Consider the following 16,734-nt stretch of genomic DNA (forward strand, 5'->3'; position numbering starts at 1 on the left):
AGGAGGGCTTGTCATGTCTCCCATCCCTACCCCAGGTTCCATGCCCAAGAAGGGCCCTCGTCCCACCGCAAAGCCTGTTCCAGTCCAGACACCCAGCAAGAATGACCCGGCCAAGTGGGGCCGCGTCGACGCGGATGGTTCCGTCTTCGTTTCCGCTCCGGAGGGCGAACGCAAGATTGGCGAATGGCAGGCCGGCACCCCCGAGGAGGGCCTAAAGCACTACGGCGCGCGCTACGACGACCTCTCCACCGAAATTGAACTGCTCGAGGCGCGCCTGCGCGCCAACCCCAGCGAGGCCGCTGGCATCAAGAAGACCGCAGCGCAACTGCGCGACACCCTGCCTACCGCTGCGGTCATCGGTGATATCGCAGCACTTGACCGCCGCCTTGTTGCCGTCATTGAGCACTCGGTAGAAGCCGGTGAGCAGGCGCAGGCCGATAAGGAGCGCCGCCGCGAGGAAGCTATTGCTGCCAAGGAGAAGCTGGCGGCGGAAGCAGAAGACATCGCAGAAAATTCCACCGAATGGAAGGCCGCTGGTGACCGCATCCGCGCCATTTTAGAAGAGTGGAAGCAGATTAAGGGCATTGATCGCAAGACCGATGATTCCCTGTGGAAGCGCTACTCCCGCGCCCGCGACTCCTTCAACCGCCGTCGTGGCTCCCACTTTGCCGAGCTGGACCGCGCCCGTGCGGTTGCCCGCAAGAAGAAGGAAGAACTGGTCGAGCGCGCCGAGGCTATCCAGGATTCCACCGAGTGGGGCCCCACCGCCCGTGCCTACCGCGATTTGATGACTGAGTGGAAGGCTGCCGGCCGCGCCCCGCGCGACGTGGACGATAAGCTCTGGGCCCGCTTCCGCGCCGCCCAGGACAAGTTCTTCAATGCCCGCAATGCCGTCAATGACGAGCGCGACCGCGAGTTTGCAGAAAATGCCAAGGCCAAGGACGCCTTGATCGCGGAATACGACGAGCAGATCGACCCGTCCAAGGGCATCGAGGGTGCGAAGGCCAAGCTGCGCGAGCTGCAGGAAAAGTGGGAAGAAATTGGCTTCGTTCCCCGCAAGCAGGTGCGCGAGTACGAGTCCAAGATTGAGGCGCTGGAGCAGCGCGTCGCTGACGCAGAAAAGTCCGAGTGGCGCCGCACCGACCCAGAAGCGCAAGCACGCGTGGCGCAGTTCCAGGCTAAGGTCGATGAGTTTAACTCCCAAGCCGAGGCAGCTGAGGCCAAGGGCAATGCGAAAAAGGCCGCTGAACTGCGTGCGCAGGCCGAGCAGTGGCAGGCTTTTGCCGACGCCGCCGCTAACGCCGTCAATGACAAGTAGTGCACCTCGTCCACATTGCGCGGCCACCGCGGCCGGCGCACTCGCCTACCGCTCACACCCAGCCCAGCGAACCTGCGGACTGTATTCGCAGCTTCGTCTTTTGGGCCAACTTGGCAGCCCAAGAAGCCAGCGGCGATGCCGCGGCATCGACGTCGCCGGGCCGTGTGGTACAGCGTCTGCAGGGTTCTAGCGAATCGCAGACCCATCTTTTTGCCGTAGTGGACGGCGACTCCACCCTTGGTGAGGTTTCCGAGCTGGGACTGCCGCTCATCCCCTCGGTGGAACCGAGCCCGGAGCTGGATTACCTCGGGTTCATCCACATTAGCCTGCCGCTTTTGGAGGAGCGCGAGGCCGCTGAAATTGAATGCGTGCTGTGCGACCTGCCTCTGCCCGGCGAGCAGCTCGATGAGGAAGGGCGCAAGGTTGCCGAGTGGATGGGTACGAAGGCGCTGGAGCTGGCCCGGCAGCTCGGCCGCACCGTAGCGCACGTGGGATTATTGAACCCGCCGGGCGCGGATCCAGACTACGACGCTATGGGCAGCATCTACCGCGAGTTGGGATTTACGCAAAGGCATGCGGAGCACCAGCTGGTGATGGACATCCCCGAAAGCCCGGTCGCAGCACTGCTCCCAGCGGGAATCACGGCCCGAGTCTGGCCGGATTACGACATCCCTGAGGACTACCTCGACGAGGTCATGCGGCTGCTTAGCCTAGCTTCCGCTGACGCGGAAACTGGTGATTTGACGGTGGAGCCCATCGTGTGGACGCGTGCTCGATTGCGCGAAGCGCACAGCCGCCTGCGCTCTCGTCGCGGGCACACGCTTCTTATCGCACTTACCGCCGAGGATGGGAGCATTCTCGCGCTAACCGAAATGGCTCGGCACGAGGACGCGAATCCTGAAGTATGCGAGTGGACTCTGACTGTGACCGATCGCCCGCACCGCCGCCGCGGACTTGCGCAGCTAGCCAAGCTCACAGCGCTGCATGAGGTGGCAGGCTATTGGCCGCGGGTACGGCGCTGCTATAGTTCCGTTGCCGCCAAGGACGCGGCAATGAATGCCATTTACCGCAGCCTGGGCGCCCGGGAACTTTCCCGCTCTTCTGCGTGGGAATTGCGGCTGCGGGACTAGTGGCGGTAGGCTTACTGCTCGCCGCGCTGGGCGCGGTGGCGTTCGGCGGCTTGCTTGCGGCGATTGTCTTCCAGTGGCTCCCGCTGCGGTGCCGCGTCAATCCTCGATTGGAATTCACCCACCTCATCGAGCTGTCCGGCGGTGGCGCGCACGCGGGCTTCGGCAGCCTTCTGCTCTGGGCTGCGGCGCAGCGCCACCATGCTATAGGCCAGAAATGCTAGGAAGGTAGCCAGCATTCCTACCCACATTCCCAGCGAAGCGCCGTCGGCGGTAGAACCACGGAACCAGAAGCCCCATAGGTTGGCAAAGAAAGACACCGTCACCAGCATCCATGCAATCAGCCCAGGCGTGGCGCGGCGGGTGAACAGTGTCACCGGAGTAAGAATGCCCAGCCCAATGAGCGCGAGCCACGCGGAGACGGTTTCCATGATGGAAATCCTGACGCCACTTGAGGTGGTACCGAACGTCAATGCCTCCCAACCATGTGCTGAACCTGCGTAGGGCAAAATCAGATAGAGAATATAGGCAACCACTGCAATACACAGCGTGACCTTGTGACCGCCGAGGTCCATTGTTTGTGCTGCTCTACGCTCAGCGTTAGCTGCATTGTGGGCTGCGGTGGTCGAATGTTCCTCAGTCATGGCTCCCTAGCCTACTCCCCTGCTAGCAACCGCAGGAATCGCCGGATTCGGTCGCCGCGGGCTTGCCAATCGACGGCAATCCCAGACCGACGCCGATAGGTGCCGTGGTAGGCGTTTCGCCGGCAGCAGACATGTCGCCGGCCTTGGTGCGGGTGTGTGAGGTAACGGCGGCGTCGGCAAGCAAAAAGAAAGAGCCCGCACCGGTGACCTGGGTATGCACCACATCGCCCGGGCGAATCTCCGCCGAAATATCCGTGCCGTCAGAGTCAACCGGGGTGAAATGCACCAGGCGGCCATCGCGCGCACGGCCGGTCATGCGGTGGGTTTCATCGTTTTTGCGGCCGCCTTCGGCCTGCACCAAAAGCTCCACATCCGTGCCGATGAGCTTCTTGTTTTCCTCGGCCTGGATGCTATCTTGCAGGGCGACGAGACGCTCGAAACGATCCTGGACGATCTCCTTGGGAATCTGGTCCTCCATTTCCGCAGCCGGGGTTCCCGGACGCGGGGAGTACTGGAAGGTAAAGGCCGAGGCGAAACGAGCGCGACGCACAAGCTCCATGGTGTCTTGGAAGTCTTCCTCGGTCTCGCCTGGGAAGCCCACGATGATATCTGTCGTGATTGCGGCGTGCGGAATCTTGTCCCGTACCTCGTCCAAAATCCGCAGGAACTTCTTAGTGCGGTAGGAACGGCGCATGTCCTTAAGGACCTTGTCGGAGCCAGACTGCAGCGGCATATGCAACTGCGGGCACACGGCCGGGGTCTCGGCCATGGCGTCGATGACGTCGGAAGTAAACTCCGCTGGGTGCGGGGAGGTAAAGCGCAGGCGTTCAAGGCCTTCGATCTTGCCTACCTCGCGCAGCAGCTTCGAAAAGGCGAAACGGTCACGTGGCATGTCGGGATCGGCGAAATTGACGCCATAAGCATTGACGTTTTGCCCCAGCAGGGTGACCTCGGATACGCCCTGATCTACTAGAGCTTTGACCTCGGCCAAGATATCGCCGGGCCGGCGGTCCTCTTCCTTGCCGCGCAGGGAAGGAACAATGCAGAAGGTGCAGGTGTTATTGCAACCTACGGAAACAGAAACCCAGCCGGCATAGGCAGACTCACGCTTGGCTGGCAAGACCGACGGAAAAGCCTCGAGGGAATCAACGATTTCCACCTGGGCTTCATCGTTGTGTCGGGCGCGCTCCAGCAGCGTCGGCAGGGCCGCCATATTGTGGGTGCCAAAGACAGCATCAACCCACGGGGCATTATCTAGGACGGTGTCCTTGTCTTTCTGCGCCAGGCAACCGCCCACGGCAATTTGCATGCCGGGATGGTTTTCCTTTGTCTTCTTCAAGGCACCCAACGTGCCGTAGAGCCGCTTATCGGCATTTTCGCGCACGGCGCAGGTATTGAAGACGATGAGATCTGGCTCCACGCCTTCGCCGGCGGCCGCGTAGCCGGCCTCCTCCAAGAGGCCAGAGATGCGCTCCGAATCGTGCACATTCATCTGGCAGCCGAAAGTTCGGACTTCATAAGTACGGTTATCTGCGATTGTCTGCTCCACGTCGGCATAGTTTAGCCATGAAGCTAGGCATCTCATAACTGCCGGACTTGGCCATTCCGGTGCTGCCCTGCCTTGGCCGTATCAGTCCTCTGCGCGCAGATCCGCGCACCGCGCGTCAAGCGCTGCGATTGCAATCTGCAGCGACATCCCTTCATTGAAGCCACGGCGTGCCAGCACTCCCACGATGCGGCGTAGGGCCTTGTCGCGCTCCTTGCGATCCTCCGGTACGGACTTAATGGAGCGGGCCTTCTTTTCCGCAAGGGCCTGCGCCATGGCTTGTTCATCGGCAGGGTCAATCTGTTCGAGCGCCTCAGCACGGTCAGCCTCGCTCACGCCCTTTTCCCGCAATTCCCTGTTGAGAACCGAGCTGGACTTGCCGCGCCGCTTATGCCGTTGGCGCACCCACTCATGTGCAAAGGCTGCGTCATTCACCAGGCCAGCGTGGGCTAAATCATCTAGTACGTTCTCAACGACATCTGGCTCAAACTCGGCTTTTACTAGACGATCATAAAGCTCTTTCCTGGACCTAGAGCGCTGATCCAAAAGACCCAGTGCCCGAGAGCGGACCTTGGCCTTGGCTTCTTCTGCCTCTCGATCGAAGAGCCCGCCCCCAGCTGCTCCATTCTCATAGGCCTCGAGGGCCTGACGACGTTGGGCGAGCTTTTCGGGGGCGGGCTGATTCATGATGCAGATTCAAATGGTACGCGGAGTGTGGAGACGGGTTAGACGATTTTAGTCGTCATCAAAATCGACGTTTGGAACGAGATCAACGGACTCATCGGTCAATGGGTCATCGGCACCAGGAACGTCCATCGCAGCGCCCTCCTCGCCTTCGGCCGCAGCCTCGCCGATACCGAGCTTCTGGAAAATCTTCTGCTCGATTTCATTGGCCAGATCCGGGTTATCCTTCAGGAAATTACGCGCTTTCTCCTTACCCTGGCCCAGCTGGTCGCCTTCGTAGGTAAACCAGGAGCCGGACTTGCGGATGAAACCGTTTTCGACGCCAAGATCAATGATGGACGACTCGCGAGAAATGCCCTCGCCATACATGATGTCGAACTCGGCAATCTTAAATGGTGGCGAGACCTTATTCTTTACTACCTTGAGTTTGGTGCGGTTGCCGATGGCATCCTGGCCATCTTTTAAGGTCTGGATGCGGCGGATATCGCAGCGCACGGAAGAGTAGAACTTGAGCGCCTTACCACCGGTGGTGGTCTCTGGCGAGCCGAACATCACGCCAATCTTTTCGCGCAGCTGGTTAATGAAGATAGCGGTGGTCCCGGAGTTATACAGGGCACCGGTCATCTTGCGCAGCGCCTGCGACATCAGGCGGGCCTGAAGGCCGACGTGACTATCCCCCATCTCACCTTCAATTTCCGCCTTCGGGGTAAGGGCAGCTACGGAGTCAACAACGATGATGTCGATTGCGCCGGAGCGCACCAGCATATCGGCAATCTCCAAGGCCTGTTCACCGGTATCTGGCTGGGAAACCAAGAGGTTATCGGTATCCACGCCAAGCAGGCGAGCATACTGCGGGTCGAGCGCGTGCTCGGCGTCAATAAACGCGGCAATGCCGCCATCCTTTTGCGCGGATGCAATAGCGTGCAGCGCAACAGTGGTCTTACCAGAAGACTCCGGGCCATAAATCTCTACGATGCGCCCGCGCGGGAAACCGCCAATACCAAGAGCGACATCGATTGCGGTGTTACCGGAGGAAATGGCCTTAATCGGTGGGCGGTTGTCATCACCCAGGCGCATCACAGCGCCTTTGCCGTAATCCTTCTCAATCATGGCCATCGCGGCATCGAGGGCCTTTTGGCGGTCATCTCCCTTAGAGGCGGAAGAAGAAGACTTCTTTTTGGTTGCCATTAACTTTCATCCTTATCTTTAACGACGATGTACTAACGCATTATTAGACTGCCGTGGAACTCAAACGGTTCCCTCCGTCAACGCCATCCCACTGTAGACGACTGCATCGACACTTCCGCCATATTACATACATCTGTTCGAATTTTGAAAGTGAACACGCCAGTCCGTCAAATTCGACGGCGCTATAAAGTCGGGTAATCGACTCCCAACCTGCGCTCCTTCGGTACATCAAAGTCATCACACAGGCTCAGCCAGACGCGACGCGGATCGACGCCGCGTTCGATAAGCTCATCAGGCGTTGCCCCGAGGTCTGGCAAGACATGGGAGTGGCTAATCCACTTTCCCTTAGACTCGCCAAATTCGTCCTTAATGAGCTGGTAATACTCGGTCAATCGCATGCGCGCCATCCTACTCAGCGCTTAAACACAGGCGCCAGCGGGCTAAGAAGCCTCGATTGGGAGCCCGCCGCAATAGCTCTGGCTCGCAATTATCAGCCCCGGGTGAACACCGTTCAAAACCCTCAATTGTCTGCAGTTTTCATGCAGTGCTAACCTCTTGAGCATGAAAAAGAACTCTCTGGCAACCACCATTGCCTATGTTGCCGTGTTTACCGCTCTCGTCATTGTCCTTGCCTTCGTATCCATCCCCGTCGGTTCGGCCGGCGTGCCCATCGTGCTGCAAAACGCAGCGCTGATCCTCGCCGGCCTAATTTTGGGCAGCAAGCGCGGCGGTTACGTGGGACTACTCTTCTTGTTCCTGGGGCTCGCCCTCCCAGTTCTGGCAGGTGGCGGTACCACGCTGCGCGCGCTGGCAGGCCCGACCGCAGGCTACATCATCGGCTATGTTCTCTCGCCAGCAGTTGCAGGCGCAATTGCCTACCGCTCCCCTAAGAACAAGGGCGGCATGGCGGTCATACTTGCCATTGCTGCCATTGCAGGCCTTGCGGTCCAATACATCTGCGGCGCCTTTGGTCTCATGATCCGCTCTGGCTTGGACATTGGTCCAGCCTTCGCCGCCCAATTGCCCTTCATCCCTGTCGATGCCGGAAAGCTTGTCGTTGCCGTCATCATCGCTCTCGGTGTTCACTCGGCCTTCCCCGATCTGATGGGACGAAAGGCCGCCTAGTGCCCACGATCGAATTTTCCTCGGTCTCGGTGACTTTTGATGACACCGTGGTGCTTGAGGACATCAACCTCACCCTCACTGAACCGCGCATTGGCATTATCGGCCAGAATGGTGGTGGGAAATCCACCTTGACCCGGCTCATTAATGGGTTGGGCGAGCCTAGTGAAGGTACGGTGACGGTGGACCAGATGGACGTCGCCAAGCAAGGCAAAAAGGTACGCGAAAAGGTGGGGTTCGTCTTTTCGGATGCCGAAAACCAGATTGTCATGCCCAATGTGCGCGATGACGTCGCCTTTTCGCTCCGCCGCTTTAAGCTGCCCAAACACGAGCGCATCGCTCGCGTGGATGCTGCCCTCGAGCGCTTCGGACTCGCCGAATTTGCTGAGCGCTCACCGCATACACTCTCCGGCGGACAAAAGCAGCTCCTCGCGCTGGCAGCGGTCATGGTCATCGACCCGATTCTCATCATCGCTGATGAGCCCACTACCCTGCTCGATCTGCGCAACCGCGATCGGATCAAAAGAGAATTCGCGCGACTAGAACAGCAACTAATTGTGGTGACGCACGATCTGGACTTTCTGCGCGATTTTGATCGAGTCATCTGCATCGATAACCACCGCATCGCCGCGGATGGCCGGCCGGCGGAGGTCATAGATTTTTACCAAGACCTCATGGCCCAGCGGCCGCTGTAGGGAGAATTCTCATGCAACGACGCACCAATCTCCCACTTTCCGTCTATGTTGATGGCACCAGCTTTGTTCATCGCATCAAACCTAGCTGGAAAATCGCATTCCTCTTAGTCTTTATCCTGGTCACCAGCATCTTTTTCAAGTCCATTCCGTGGGCGGCAGGCGGCGTCAGTTTTGTCGTCTTTCTCTATGCTTGCGCCCGGATTCCACTGGGCATTGCCTGGAGTCAGATCTGGCCGCCCCTCTTTTTCCTGGTTCCCTTGGCAGGCTTTCAATGGTGGGCAAAGGACTTCGACTATGCGGCGGTGATGTTCCTCAATGTCTTCGCCGCTATGATGGCTGCCTTCTTGCTCACGCTGACCTCCACGGTCGATGAGATCATGGAGTCGCTGGAAGAGTCGCTGCAGCCCCTAAAGCGACTGGGAATACCGGTAGAAAACATTAGCTTGGCTATGTCACTGACTATTCGGCTCATCCCACTCATGTTTGAAACCGTCTATGAGGTCCTTGATGCCCGTAAAGCGCGCGGTGCCGGAATGTCCCCGCTCGCATTTGGCACCCCGGTTATCATTCGCTCCATCCGGCGAGCGCGCGCCATGGGTGAGGCTTTGCAAGCCCGCGGCGTCGGCGACTAGCAGCAAAAGTTATCGCCTCCCTTGCACCACCACATGATGGCCGAGGGAGGCGATAATTATTTAGAAGACAGTCGGGGATTACTCCCCACGCAGCTCACGCAGACGGGCCTGCACAGCATCGTTGTTGGCACTGCCGGGCTGAGCAGCGTTGTCGGCAGCAGAGCCAGAAGCTTTATTGCCCTCAATGGCCTGGGCCTTATTGCCTTCCACGGACTTAGAAGAGTTCATTTCACTGCGAATCTGCTCCAAGCGGGAATGACCGGCCATCTGCACGCCTGCCTGCTGAACCTCGGCCATGCGGTTTTCCACGGAGTTCTCAGCAAGCTCAGCCTGGCCAAGTGCCTTGGAGTAACGGCGCTCAATCTTATCGCGCACAGCATCCAGAGACGGCGTATTGCCATTGGCAGTCAGCTCGTTCATGGAGTTCAAAGACTCAGAGACCTTTTCCTGCATCTTTGCCTGCTCCAGCTGGGAAAGCAGCTTGGAACGCTCATTGACCTTTTCGCGCAGTGCGGCGTTATTACGCTGAACCGCATTCTTGGCCTTTTCTGCCTGCTGTAGTGCCTGGTCGTGCAGCTTCTTGGTATCCTCCACGGACTCCTCAGCCGTAACCAGCTGGGCGGCGAAGGCCTCGGCCGCGTTCTCATACTCCACGGCCTTATTTTCATCGCCCTTAGCACGGGCCTGATCAGCCAATTCCAAAGCCTGGCGGGCATTGCCCTGCAGCTTTTCTACCTCTGCCAAACGGCGGTTAAGCTGCATTTCCAGCTGACGCTGGTTACCAATCACGGCGGCCGCCTGCTGAGACAGCTCTTGGTGCTGGCGCTGAGCATCCTCAATAGCCTGCTCGATTTGCACCTTTGGATCGGCGTTTTCCTCGATCTTATTATCGAAGAGAGCCATCAGGTACTTCCAGCCCTTAACAAATGGGTTCGCCATGGTGTGCTTCAACCTTTCTAGGTTAAAAAATGTGCGTAATGTTCTGCTGTTTATACTAGCGAAGCGCTGTTTCCACCGCTTGCACTCCCCGCGGTCGCGGACGCTTGCCGACGCCCCCTTAACCACCACAGCCGACCTTCCTCGCAAGAGAATAGGCCGGCTGTTGACATAGACCGCTGTGGGCTAAAGCTCTGATGCGGCAGGTGCCGTATGGGCAAGCTCCTCATCCATGGAGGGCAGGGCCATGTAACCGGCCGCTTCAATCAGCACATCAGACACCGAGCAATCCAGCGCGTGGCACACAGACGCAAGAAGCTCAGAGGAGACCTCCTTGCGGCCGCGTTCAAGTTCCGAAAGGTAACCCGGCGATACGCGGGCCACCGCGGCCAATTCGCGCAGGGTTACCCCTTTGTCCGCGCGGAAGGCGCGCAGCGTCAACCCAAGAGCCTCACGCAAAAGCGGCTCAGGGGTACGAGCAGTGGCCGGCGCCGCTGGTGCAACAGTGCCGTTTACCGGGTGTTCGAGGACTGCAGTAGAAGTGTTCATCACTATGGTCAACGCTCCTTGTCTCGTTATTGTTCCCGCAGTGCCGGATTTTCTTCCAAAGTTGAGCCCAGGAGCCGCAAGGCGGCTGCGACCGTGGCCTCTCTGATTTCGTTTCGCTCTTTCCCCAACCCGGACAGCTGCTGCGAAAAACTGACTCCGCTAGGAGAAAAAATTCCGATATAAACCGTGCCCGCCGGCTTGCCTTCCTGTAGGTCTGGTCCCGCCACCCCGGTAAGGCCTATCCCCCAGTCCGCGGCGGTTTCTGCCACCGCCGCGCGCGCCATTGCAAGGGCGGTCTCCCCAGAAACCACACCGGCTGCTTCGATATCGGCTACCGGTTGGTGCAAAAAGTGGGATTTCACCTCGGTGGCATATGTTACAAGCCCTCCGCGCAACACAGCCGAAGCTCCAGGGACGGAAGCCACCGTGGCGCTGGCCAACCCAGCAGTAAGTGACTCACAAAAGGACAAAGTTTCGCCGCGCTCAATGAGTTCAGATACGAGGCGGGCCGCCATGGAGCTCATGAACTACCTAGCTATTCTGCTTCTTGCCGTCGATGAGGTACTGAACGCCGGTAACCACGGTCACCACTGCAGCCAAGAGCATCACCAGGAAAGTAGGAACGTTCATCCACTCCGGCAAGGGCCACAGATACAGCCCGACTGCCACGGATTGCAATACAGTCTTCAGCTTGCCGCCCTTCGAAGCAGGAACGACCTTGCCGCGGCGCAACAAAACCATACGCCAGATGGTGATACCGAACTCACGGATGAGAATGACCACGGTAATCCACACTGGCAGTACCCCAATGATATTGAGGCACACCAATGCGGTAGTCATAAGCGCTTTATCCGCGATGGGATCAGCGATTTTGCCAAAATTGGTGATAAGGCCACGGGCACGTGCGATGTCCCCGTCGAGCTTATCTGTGAGCATCAAGACAGCGAATAGGCCAAAAGCCCACCAGTCATGGCCGGCAATCACCAGCCATGCGAAAACCGGAATGAAAAGAATGCGCAGGCTGGTGAGAATATTTGGCAGGTTCCAATTGGATACCTGTGGATTCACATCCGAGGATTGCGCTGACTGTGTTCCGGGTTGATTCACGTTATACATACTACCTGTTAGCACCAAGCACCTGCGCTTGGATGCCCCTGCATTTTAAACTGCGAAGCATGAAGTATTTTGCTGTTAGCTACGACTACAACCCCAATAATCCTGAGATTGCTAAGGCCCGCCCCGCGCACCGCGAGTTTACCGCGCAGCTTTTTGAGGAGGGCACCATCATTGCCACTGGCCCGTTGACGGATTCCAAGGGCGGCGCGCTCATCATCGTGGGGCTTGGCGACGACGCCGTGGTCGCCGACGCCATCGCCCTCATGGACAAAGACCCCTTCTACCAGGCCGGCTGCATTACCGGCCGCAGCTTCCGCGAATGGAATCCCGTCAACGCCCGCTTCTAGTGCGGTAGCTCTTCCTTGGGCAGGTCTTCGGCCTTGCCCAAGAATTCGCCCTTCTTGTTGCGGACGATCTTATTGCCTTCCTCGTCCCAGTCGAAGTGGTTGTGCGATACCGGTACTCCGCCCTGGTTCTCATCGCGCTTGTTTTTGATAACCGAGGCGATAACCGTAATGACTAGGACGCCCACGATCACAATAAGAGAGGTGATAGTGGAAAATTCTGGGATGGACTCCACGTTCTCGCCGCCGTTTACAAACGGCAAGTTATTCTCATGCAGCGCATGGAACATGAGCTTTACACCGATGAAGCCCAAGATGATGCCCAAACCATAGGGCAGGTACACCAAGCGATCCAATAGGCCATCCAGCAGGAAGTACATCTGACGCAAGCCCATGAGGGAGAAGGCATTGGTGGTAAAGACCAGAAACGCTTCTGAGGTAATGCCGTAGATGGCTGGGATGGAGTCAAAGGCAAACATCACGTCGATAAGACCAATGGACACCAACGCGATAAATAGCGGGGTGAACGCGAATTTACGCTTGCCCGAAGAATCTTCTACGCGGTGCGTGAGCTTATCGCCGTGGTAGCGCGGGGTGACGTGGACTACCTTGCGGATCAGCTTGATAATGCCCATGTCATTGGGATCGGTTTCGGGGGCGTCCCGAATCTCATCGACGATGAGCTTGATCGCTGTGTAGATAAGGAATATCGCGAACAGGTAGAAGATATCGGACCATGCCGCGATGACCGCAGCACCCAAAAGGATAAACACTAGGCGGCATGCCAAAGCGATGACGATACCGATGAGCAAGACCTTTTGCTGGTACTTCCGCGGGATCTTAAAGGCGCCCATGATAAGCGCGAAAACAAAGAGGTTATCTACGGAGAGCGCCTTCTCTGTCACGTAACCCGTGAGGTATTGGATTCCGTGCTCGTGATCCCATATGGCCCACACGCCGGCACCGAAAAGTAAAGCGATACCGACATAGAATAGGGTCCAGAACCCGGATTCCTTCAGCGTCGGCTCGTGCGGGGTGCGCACGTGGGAGTAGAAATCAAAAACAAAGAATCCAAGAATGACGACGATAGAAATCGCCCAGATCCACAATGGCACATGCATTGGAACATCCCTCCGGTCGAAGATACAACAAATTGACCGGAGGTCTCCCCCGCCCGGCGAACTAAATTCCGCCGGGCCGGCACGACCGGGAGCGTAATGCTACCGTGCTGACGATCGATGCCGAAGGATGGGGTACTCCCCTCCAAGACCCGTCCAACCTTACACGATCTTAGAAGGCGCCTGCCGAAGGGTTATACGTCGCCTGAACGGTACGGGTGTCGCCGGCATCGCCCTGCGGGGAGGAATCGGCGCCTGCGGAAGAATCGGCGTCGGAAGTAGCGGCAGCTTCCTCCTGCTCCTGCTGCTGCATCTCCTCCTGAATCTCCTTCGGGGCTTCGGCAGGATCGGCGCCCTTAATCATCCAGATGATGGTATCGAGCTCTTCCGGCTTCACTAGGACCTCGCGGGCCTTGGAGCCCTCGGACGGTCCGACGACGCCACGAGATTCCATCAGGTCCATGAGGCGGCCAGCCTTGGCAAAACCGATGCGCAGCTTGCGCTGCAACATCGAGGTCGAGCCCAACTGGGCGGTGACCACCAGCTCGACGGCCTCGAGGAGGTCGTCCATGTCCTTGCCAATTTCCTCATCGATTTCCTGCTTGGCCTCGGATTGCTTCTCTTCAGTCACGCCCTCGGTGTAGTTCGGCGCGGCCTGCGACTTGGCGGCATCGACAACCGCCATGACTTCATCATCCGAGACGAATGCGCCCTGCATACGTACAGGACGCTTGCCCTGCGGAATGAAGAGGCCATCGCCCATACCAATGAGCTTTTCCGCGCCGCCCTGATCCAAGATAACGCGAGAGTCCGTCAGTGAGGACGTCGCGAAAGCCAAGCGTGAAGGCACGTTGGTCTTAATCAGACCGGTCACCACGTCAACGGACGGGCGCTGGGTTGCCAGCACCAGGTGAATACCGGCGGCACGCGCCTTCTGGGTGATGCGAACGATGGAGTCCTCAATCTCCTTTGGCGCGGTCATCATCAGGTCCGCCAGCTCGTCAACGACACAGACGATGTACGGGTACGGGCGCACCTCGCGCTCGGAGCCTGCCGGCGCCTGGTATTCGCCGGAGACCACCTTGCGGTTATAGTCCTCAATCTTGCGCACGCGAGCAGCCTTCATATCCATGTAGCGCTGCTCCATCTCCTCCACCAGCCACTGCAGGGCTGCTGCGGCCTTCTTCGGCTGGGTAATGATGGGCGTGATCAAGTGCGGAATGCCCTCGTACGGGGTAAGTTCCACCATCTTCGGGTCCACCAAGATGAGGCGAACCTGCTCAGGGGTGGCTCGGGTAAGCAGCGAGACCAACATGGAGTTGACGAAAGCGGACTTACCGGAACCGGTAGCGCCGGCGACGAGCAAGTGCGGCATCTTTTGAACCGAGAACGAGGTGTATTCGCCTTCGATGTCCTTGCCCAAACCGATGAGCATGGGATCCGAGGAGCTGGTCATGCTTGGCGCATCAAGCACCTCGCGCAGGTGCACCATCTCGCGGTCCGGGTTCGGAACCTCAATGCCGACGGCCGACTTGCCGGGGATGGGCGTGAGCAAACGTAGATTATCCGTGGCCACGGCGTAGGCCAGATTGGATTGCAGGTTCGTAATCTTCGATACCTTGACGCCTGGTCCCAGCTCGATTTCATACCGGGTCACTGTTGGGCCACGGCTAAAGCCGGTTACCTGGGCATCGACCTTGAACTCTTCGAAGACATCGGTGATGGCCTCAATGATGCGGTCATTAATCTCCGTGCGCTCCTTTGCTGGAGTGCCCGGGGTCAGCAGGTCCGTGGTGGGAACCGCGTAATTCTCGTTGCCAAACTGCGCGGACGGCGCAGGAGCAGCTGAAGCGCTTGGTGCCCCTGCGGCTTCGGCCGCAGGCTCGGTGGAGTCCACCTGTGCACCGGTCGTAGCGTCGCGTCCGGAGCGCTCGCGGAAGAGTTGGCGGGCCTTCTCGTGCGCGGACGAGACCGCATCAGCGCCTCCTTCCACCGCAGATCCAGCAGCGCCTGCAGCTACACCGGCCGCTGCAGCGCCAGCGGCACCGGCAGCACCCGCAGCAGCAGTCTTTGCTGCGCCACTTGCTGCTCCCGCAGCACCCGCGGCGCCCGCAGCCGCACCAGCGGCCGAGCCAATTGCGTTACCGGCGGCGGTGCCAGCATCAGCACCCGCTGCCGTAGCCGATCGAGCAGAAGGAGAAGTGGAACGTTGACGAGTAGTGCCCAGCACTCGAGTTGGTTCCGGATCCCAGGAGTCCGGTTGTGCCGGCGACGACGCAGCGGCGTCGTCTACTACCGGGATCTCATCGGTATCGCCAATGTCACGAGAGACCGGCTTCTCAGCCGCGTTAGACACGGGCTGGAACCCGCCACGCGTTGGTGCACTAAAGGCGCGGGTGGCATGTTCCTCCTCTGCTGCAGCAGGGGAATCCACCGGATAAGAAGAACCACGCGGGGCGGGGTCTTCAGAGGGGCGTCGGAAAGCGCGCAGGCTTCCACCACGCTCAGAGGAACGACGCTTGGCCACAGGTCGTGCTGGGCGCTCGCTGCGCTCACGGCCTTCCGCGATGTCATCAATATCGCCAGTCACGTGGCCGTAGAGGTCATCGCCCTCTTCGTCGTAATAGTCTTCATCCGTACCACCAAAGCGGGAGAAGGCCGCAGCAATGGCATCAGCCACCAACTCATAGGCCTCGCGGATAGTAATGCCGGTGACTAACAAGGCGCCGTAAATAATGACGAGGAAAAGCAACGGCACTGCGACGAAAGAGGTAAAGGCTGTCTCCAGAAGGCCGCCGATAGCGTAGCCGATTACACCGCCAGCACCACCGGCGCTGTCCGGGGTAAAGCCAAGCTCAGGGGTGCCAGCAAAGATGTGGATCAAGCTGAGCATGGCAAGGACGATGATGCTGATACCACCCACAATGCGCGGCTTAAAGTGCCCCGCTGGGCCGGAGATATCCATCATCAAGGAAATGGCCAAGGCCACCAGTGCCACCGGCAGCACCCAGGCGCCTGCACCAATGACATAGCGGACGATATTGCCCACCCAGGCGCCAACCTGGCCAGCAACGCCAAACCAGACGGTAGCAGCGAGCACGATGGCAATGCCGATTAAAACGAGTGCCACCGCATCAGGATTTTTCACCTGAATACCGCGTGATTCCTCCTCGCTTGCTTCCATCGTAGAAAGCTCTTCTTCCGCGGCTACATCGCGCGCCCGAGTAACCTTGCTCTTCTTCTTTTTCTCCCCGCGTGCAGAAATTTCTTCCGGCTCCCTCGTCGTCTCGTACTCCTCGGTGTCATATACGTCTTCGCTGGGCTTGAGCCCGGCCACGCCATGGCTTACACCCCGCGCCATATTTCCCATGCCGCGGGCCGTGGCACTAAAGGCAACGCCCAAGCCCTTGCCGACGGCCCGGAACGCACTACCCGTACGCTCCTGCGAGCTCGCCGCCGCGCGCCGATGCGAAGACGTCATAGCCAAGGTTTCCGGCATGCCAGCACCGGACCGGCTGCGGCCCGACGGCCGGGAACGATTCGACTTTCGGCGCGTTCCGCGCGAAGAGGCATTTTTGACAGACATGCCTCTACTCTAACCGGGCTACCCCACAAATCACATTAGCCACACGCGTTTCCCTAGCACCTGCCCCCTTTAGACTGTCGGCACACACGTCACGCGCGGCCCACGACATAAAAGTGATAGCTAAATCAA

The 16,734-nt window shown here is 58.9% G+C and carries 17 protein-coding genes; 6 read left to right on the forward strand and 11 right to left on the reverse strand.

The window, feature by feature from the left end; translation table 11 throughout:
* Nucleotides 1-13: 13 nt before the first annotated feature.
* Together QP915_RS03700 and QP915_RS03705 are read left to right on the forward strand one after the other, a co-directional pair.
* The gene (locus QP915_RS03700; protein ID WP_284768099.1) at nucleotides 14-1,318 is read left to right on the forward strand and encodes a DUF349 domain-containing protein; all 1,305 of its coding nucleotides are present in this window, start codon (nucleotides 14-16) and stop codon (nucleotides 1,316-1,318) included.
* Entirely contained in the window at nucleotides 1,318-2,448 is a 1,131-nt protein-coding gene (locus tag QP915_RS03705; RefSeq protein ID WP_284768100.1) for a GNAT family N-acetyltransferase, read from the forward strand. Before QP915_RS03700 ends, QP915_RS03705 begins: the two co-directional genes overlap by 1 nt.
* 11 nt (nucleotides 2,449-2,459) lie before the next feature.
* Here QP915_RS03705 and QP915_RS03710 read toward each other — a convergent pair whose 3' ends face one another.
* From QP915_RS03710 to QP915_RS03730, 5 genes are all read right to left on the reverse strand, one after another.
* Nucleotides 2,460-3,089 (reverse strand): Rv2732c family membrane protein, encoded by a 630-nt coding sequence (locus tag QP915_RS03710; RefSeq protein WP_284768101.1) that lies wholly within the window; start codon nucleotides 3,087-3,089, stop codon nucleotides 2,460-2,462.
* Between the two features lie 22 nt (nucleotides 3,090-3,111).
* Complete coding sequence (gene miaB / locus QP915_RS03715; RefSeq protein ID WP_284768102.1) at nucleotides 3,112-4,674, reverse strand: tRNA (N6-isopentenyl adenosine(37)-C2)-methylthiotransferase MiaB; 1,563 nt, start codon at nucleotides 4,672-4,674, stop codon at nucleotides 3,112-3,114.
* Nucleotides 4,675-4,719: 45 nt separating this feature from the next.
* Complete coding sequence (gene recX / locus QP915_RS03720; protein WP_284768103.1) at nucleotides 4,720-5,322, reverse strand: recombination regulator RecX; 603 nt, start codon at nucleotides 5,320-5,322, stop codon at nucleotides 4,720-4,722.
* Nucleotides 5,323-5,370: 48 nt separating this feature from the next.
* On the reverse strand, nucleotides 5,371-6,507 hold the full coding sequence (recA, locus tag QP915_RS03725; protein WP_284765881.1) for a recombinase RecA: 1,137 nt from the start codon (nucleotides 6,505-6,507) through the stop codon (nucleotides 5,371-5,373).
* A 182-nt stretch (nucleotides 6,508-6,689) separates the two neighbouring features.
* Nucleotides 6,690-6,905 carry a DUF3046 domain-containing protein gene (locus tag QP915_RS03730; RefSeq protein WP_239277525.1) on the reverse strand — a complete coding sequence of 72 codons (216 nt, stop codon included), beginning with the start codon at nucleotides 6,903-6,905 and terminating at the stop codon, nucleotides 6,690-6,692.
* Nucleotides 6,906-7,068: 163 nt separating this feature from the next.
* On the opposite strand from QP915_RS03730, the gene QP915_RS03735 reads away from it, so the two are divergent.
* The 3 genes from QP915_RS03735 to QP915_RS03745 are packed head-to-tail and all read left to right on the forward strand — an operon-like array spanning nucleotide 7,069 to nucleotide 8,956.
* Nucleotides 7,069-7,632 carry a biotin transporter BioY gene (locus QP915_RS03735; RefSeq protein ID WP_284768104.1) on the forward strand — a complete coding sequence of 188 codons (564 nt, stop codon included), beginning with the start codon at nucleotides 7,069-7,071 and terminating at the stop codon, nucleotides 7,630-7,632.
* The gene (locus QP915_RS03740; RefSeq protein ID WP_284765879.1) at nucleotides 7,632-8,324 is read left to right on the forward strand and encodes an energy-coupling factor ABC transporter ATP-binding protein; all 693 of its coding nucleotides are present in this window, start codon (nucleotides 7,632-7,634) and stop codon (nucleotides 8,322-8,324) included. Before QP915_RS03735 ends, QP915_RS03740 begins: the two co-directional genes overlap by 1 nt.
* A gap of 11 nt (nucleotides 8,325-8,335) precedes the next feature.
* Complete coding sequence (locus tag QP915_RS03745) at nucleotides 8,336-8,956, forward strand: energy-coupling factor transporter transmembrane component T family protein (RefSeq protein ID WP_284768106.1); 621 nt, start codon at nucleotides 8,336-8,338, stop codon at nucleotides 8,954-8,956.
* A gap of 78 nt (nucleotides 8,957-9,034) precedes the next feature.
* On the opposite strand, the gene QP915_RS03750 is transcribed toward QP915_RS03745, so the two are convergent.
* From QP915_RS03750 to pgsA, 4 genes are all read right to left on the reverse strand, one after another.
* A complete protein-coding gene (locus QP915_RS03750) occupies nucleotides 9,035-9,895 on the reverse strand; it encodes a PspA/IM30 family protein (RefSeq protein ID WP_049377429.1) in 861 nt (286 codons plus the stop codon).
* A 183-nt stretch (nucleotides 9,896-10,078) separates the two neighbouring features.
* Nucleotides 10,079-10,441: a helix-turn-helix domain-containing protein gene (locus QP915_RS03755; RefSeq protein WP_284768224.1), complete on the reverse strand. Its 363-nt coding sequence runs from the start codon at nucleotides 10,439-10,441 to the stop codon at nucleotides 10,079-10,081.
* Nucleotides 10,442-10,467: 26 nt separating this feature from the next.
* Nucleotides 10,468-10,965, reverse strand: coding sequence for a CinA family protein (locus QP915_RS03760; protein WP_284768107.1), 498 nt, complete (start codon nucleotides 10,963-10,965; stop codon nucleotides 10,468-10,470).
* 7 nt (nucleotides 10,966-10,972) lie between these two features.
* Nucleotides 10,973-11,557 carry a CDP-diacylglycerol--glycerol-3-phosphate 3-phosphatidyltransferase gene (pgsA, locus tag QP915_RS03765; RefSeq protein WP_284768108.1) on the reverse strand — a complete coding sequence of 195 codons (585 nt, stop codon included), beginning with the start codon at nucleotides 11,555-11,557 and terminating at the stop codon, nucleotides 10,973-10,975.
* Nucleotides 11,558-11,616: 59 nt separating this feature from the next.
* On the opposite strand from pgsA, the gene QP915_RS03770 reads away from it, so the two are divergent.
* The gene (locus QP915_RS03770) at nucleotides 11,617-11,904 is read left to right on the forward strand and encodes a YciI family protein (protein ID WP_284765875.1); all 288 of its coding nucleotides are present in this window, start codon (nucleotides 11,617-11,619) and stop codon (nucleotides 11,902-11,904) included.
* On the opposite strand, the gene QP915_RS03775 is transcribed toward QP915_RS03770, so the two are convergent.
* Nucleotides 11,901-13,022 carry a TerC family protein gene (locus QP915_RS03775; protein WP_284768110.1) on the reverse strand — a complete coding sequence of 374 codons (1,122 nt, stop codon included), beginning with the start codon at nucleotides 13,020-13,022 and terminating at the stop codon, nucleotides 11,901-11,903. The genes QP915_RS03770 and QP915_RS03775 overlap by 4 nt on opposite strands.
* Nucleotides 13,023-13,191: 169 nt before the next feature.
* Nucleotides 13,192-16,518, reverse strand: a complete 3,327-nt coding sequence (locus QP915_RS03780; protein ID WP_502869319.1) for an FtsK/SpoIIIE family DNA translocase — start codon at nucleotides 16,516-16,518, stop codon at nucleotides 13,192-13,194.
* Nucleotides 16,519-16,734 lie beyond the last annotated feature (216 nt).

The sequence above is a fragment of the Corynebacterium sp. MSK158 genome, from assembly GCF_030229085.1.
Lineage (GTDB): Bacteria > Actinomycetota > Actinomycetes > Mycobacteriales > Mycobacteriaceae > Corynebacterium.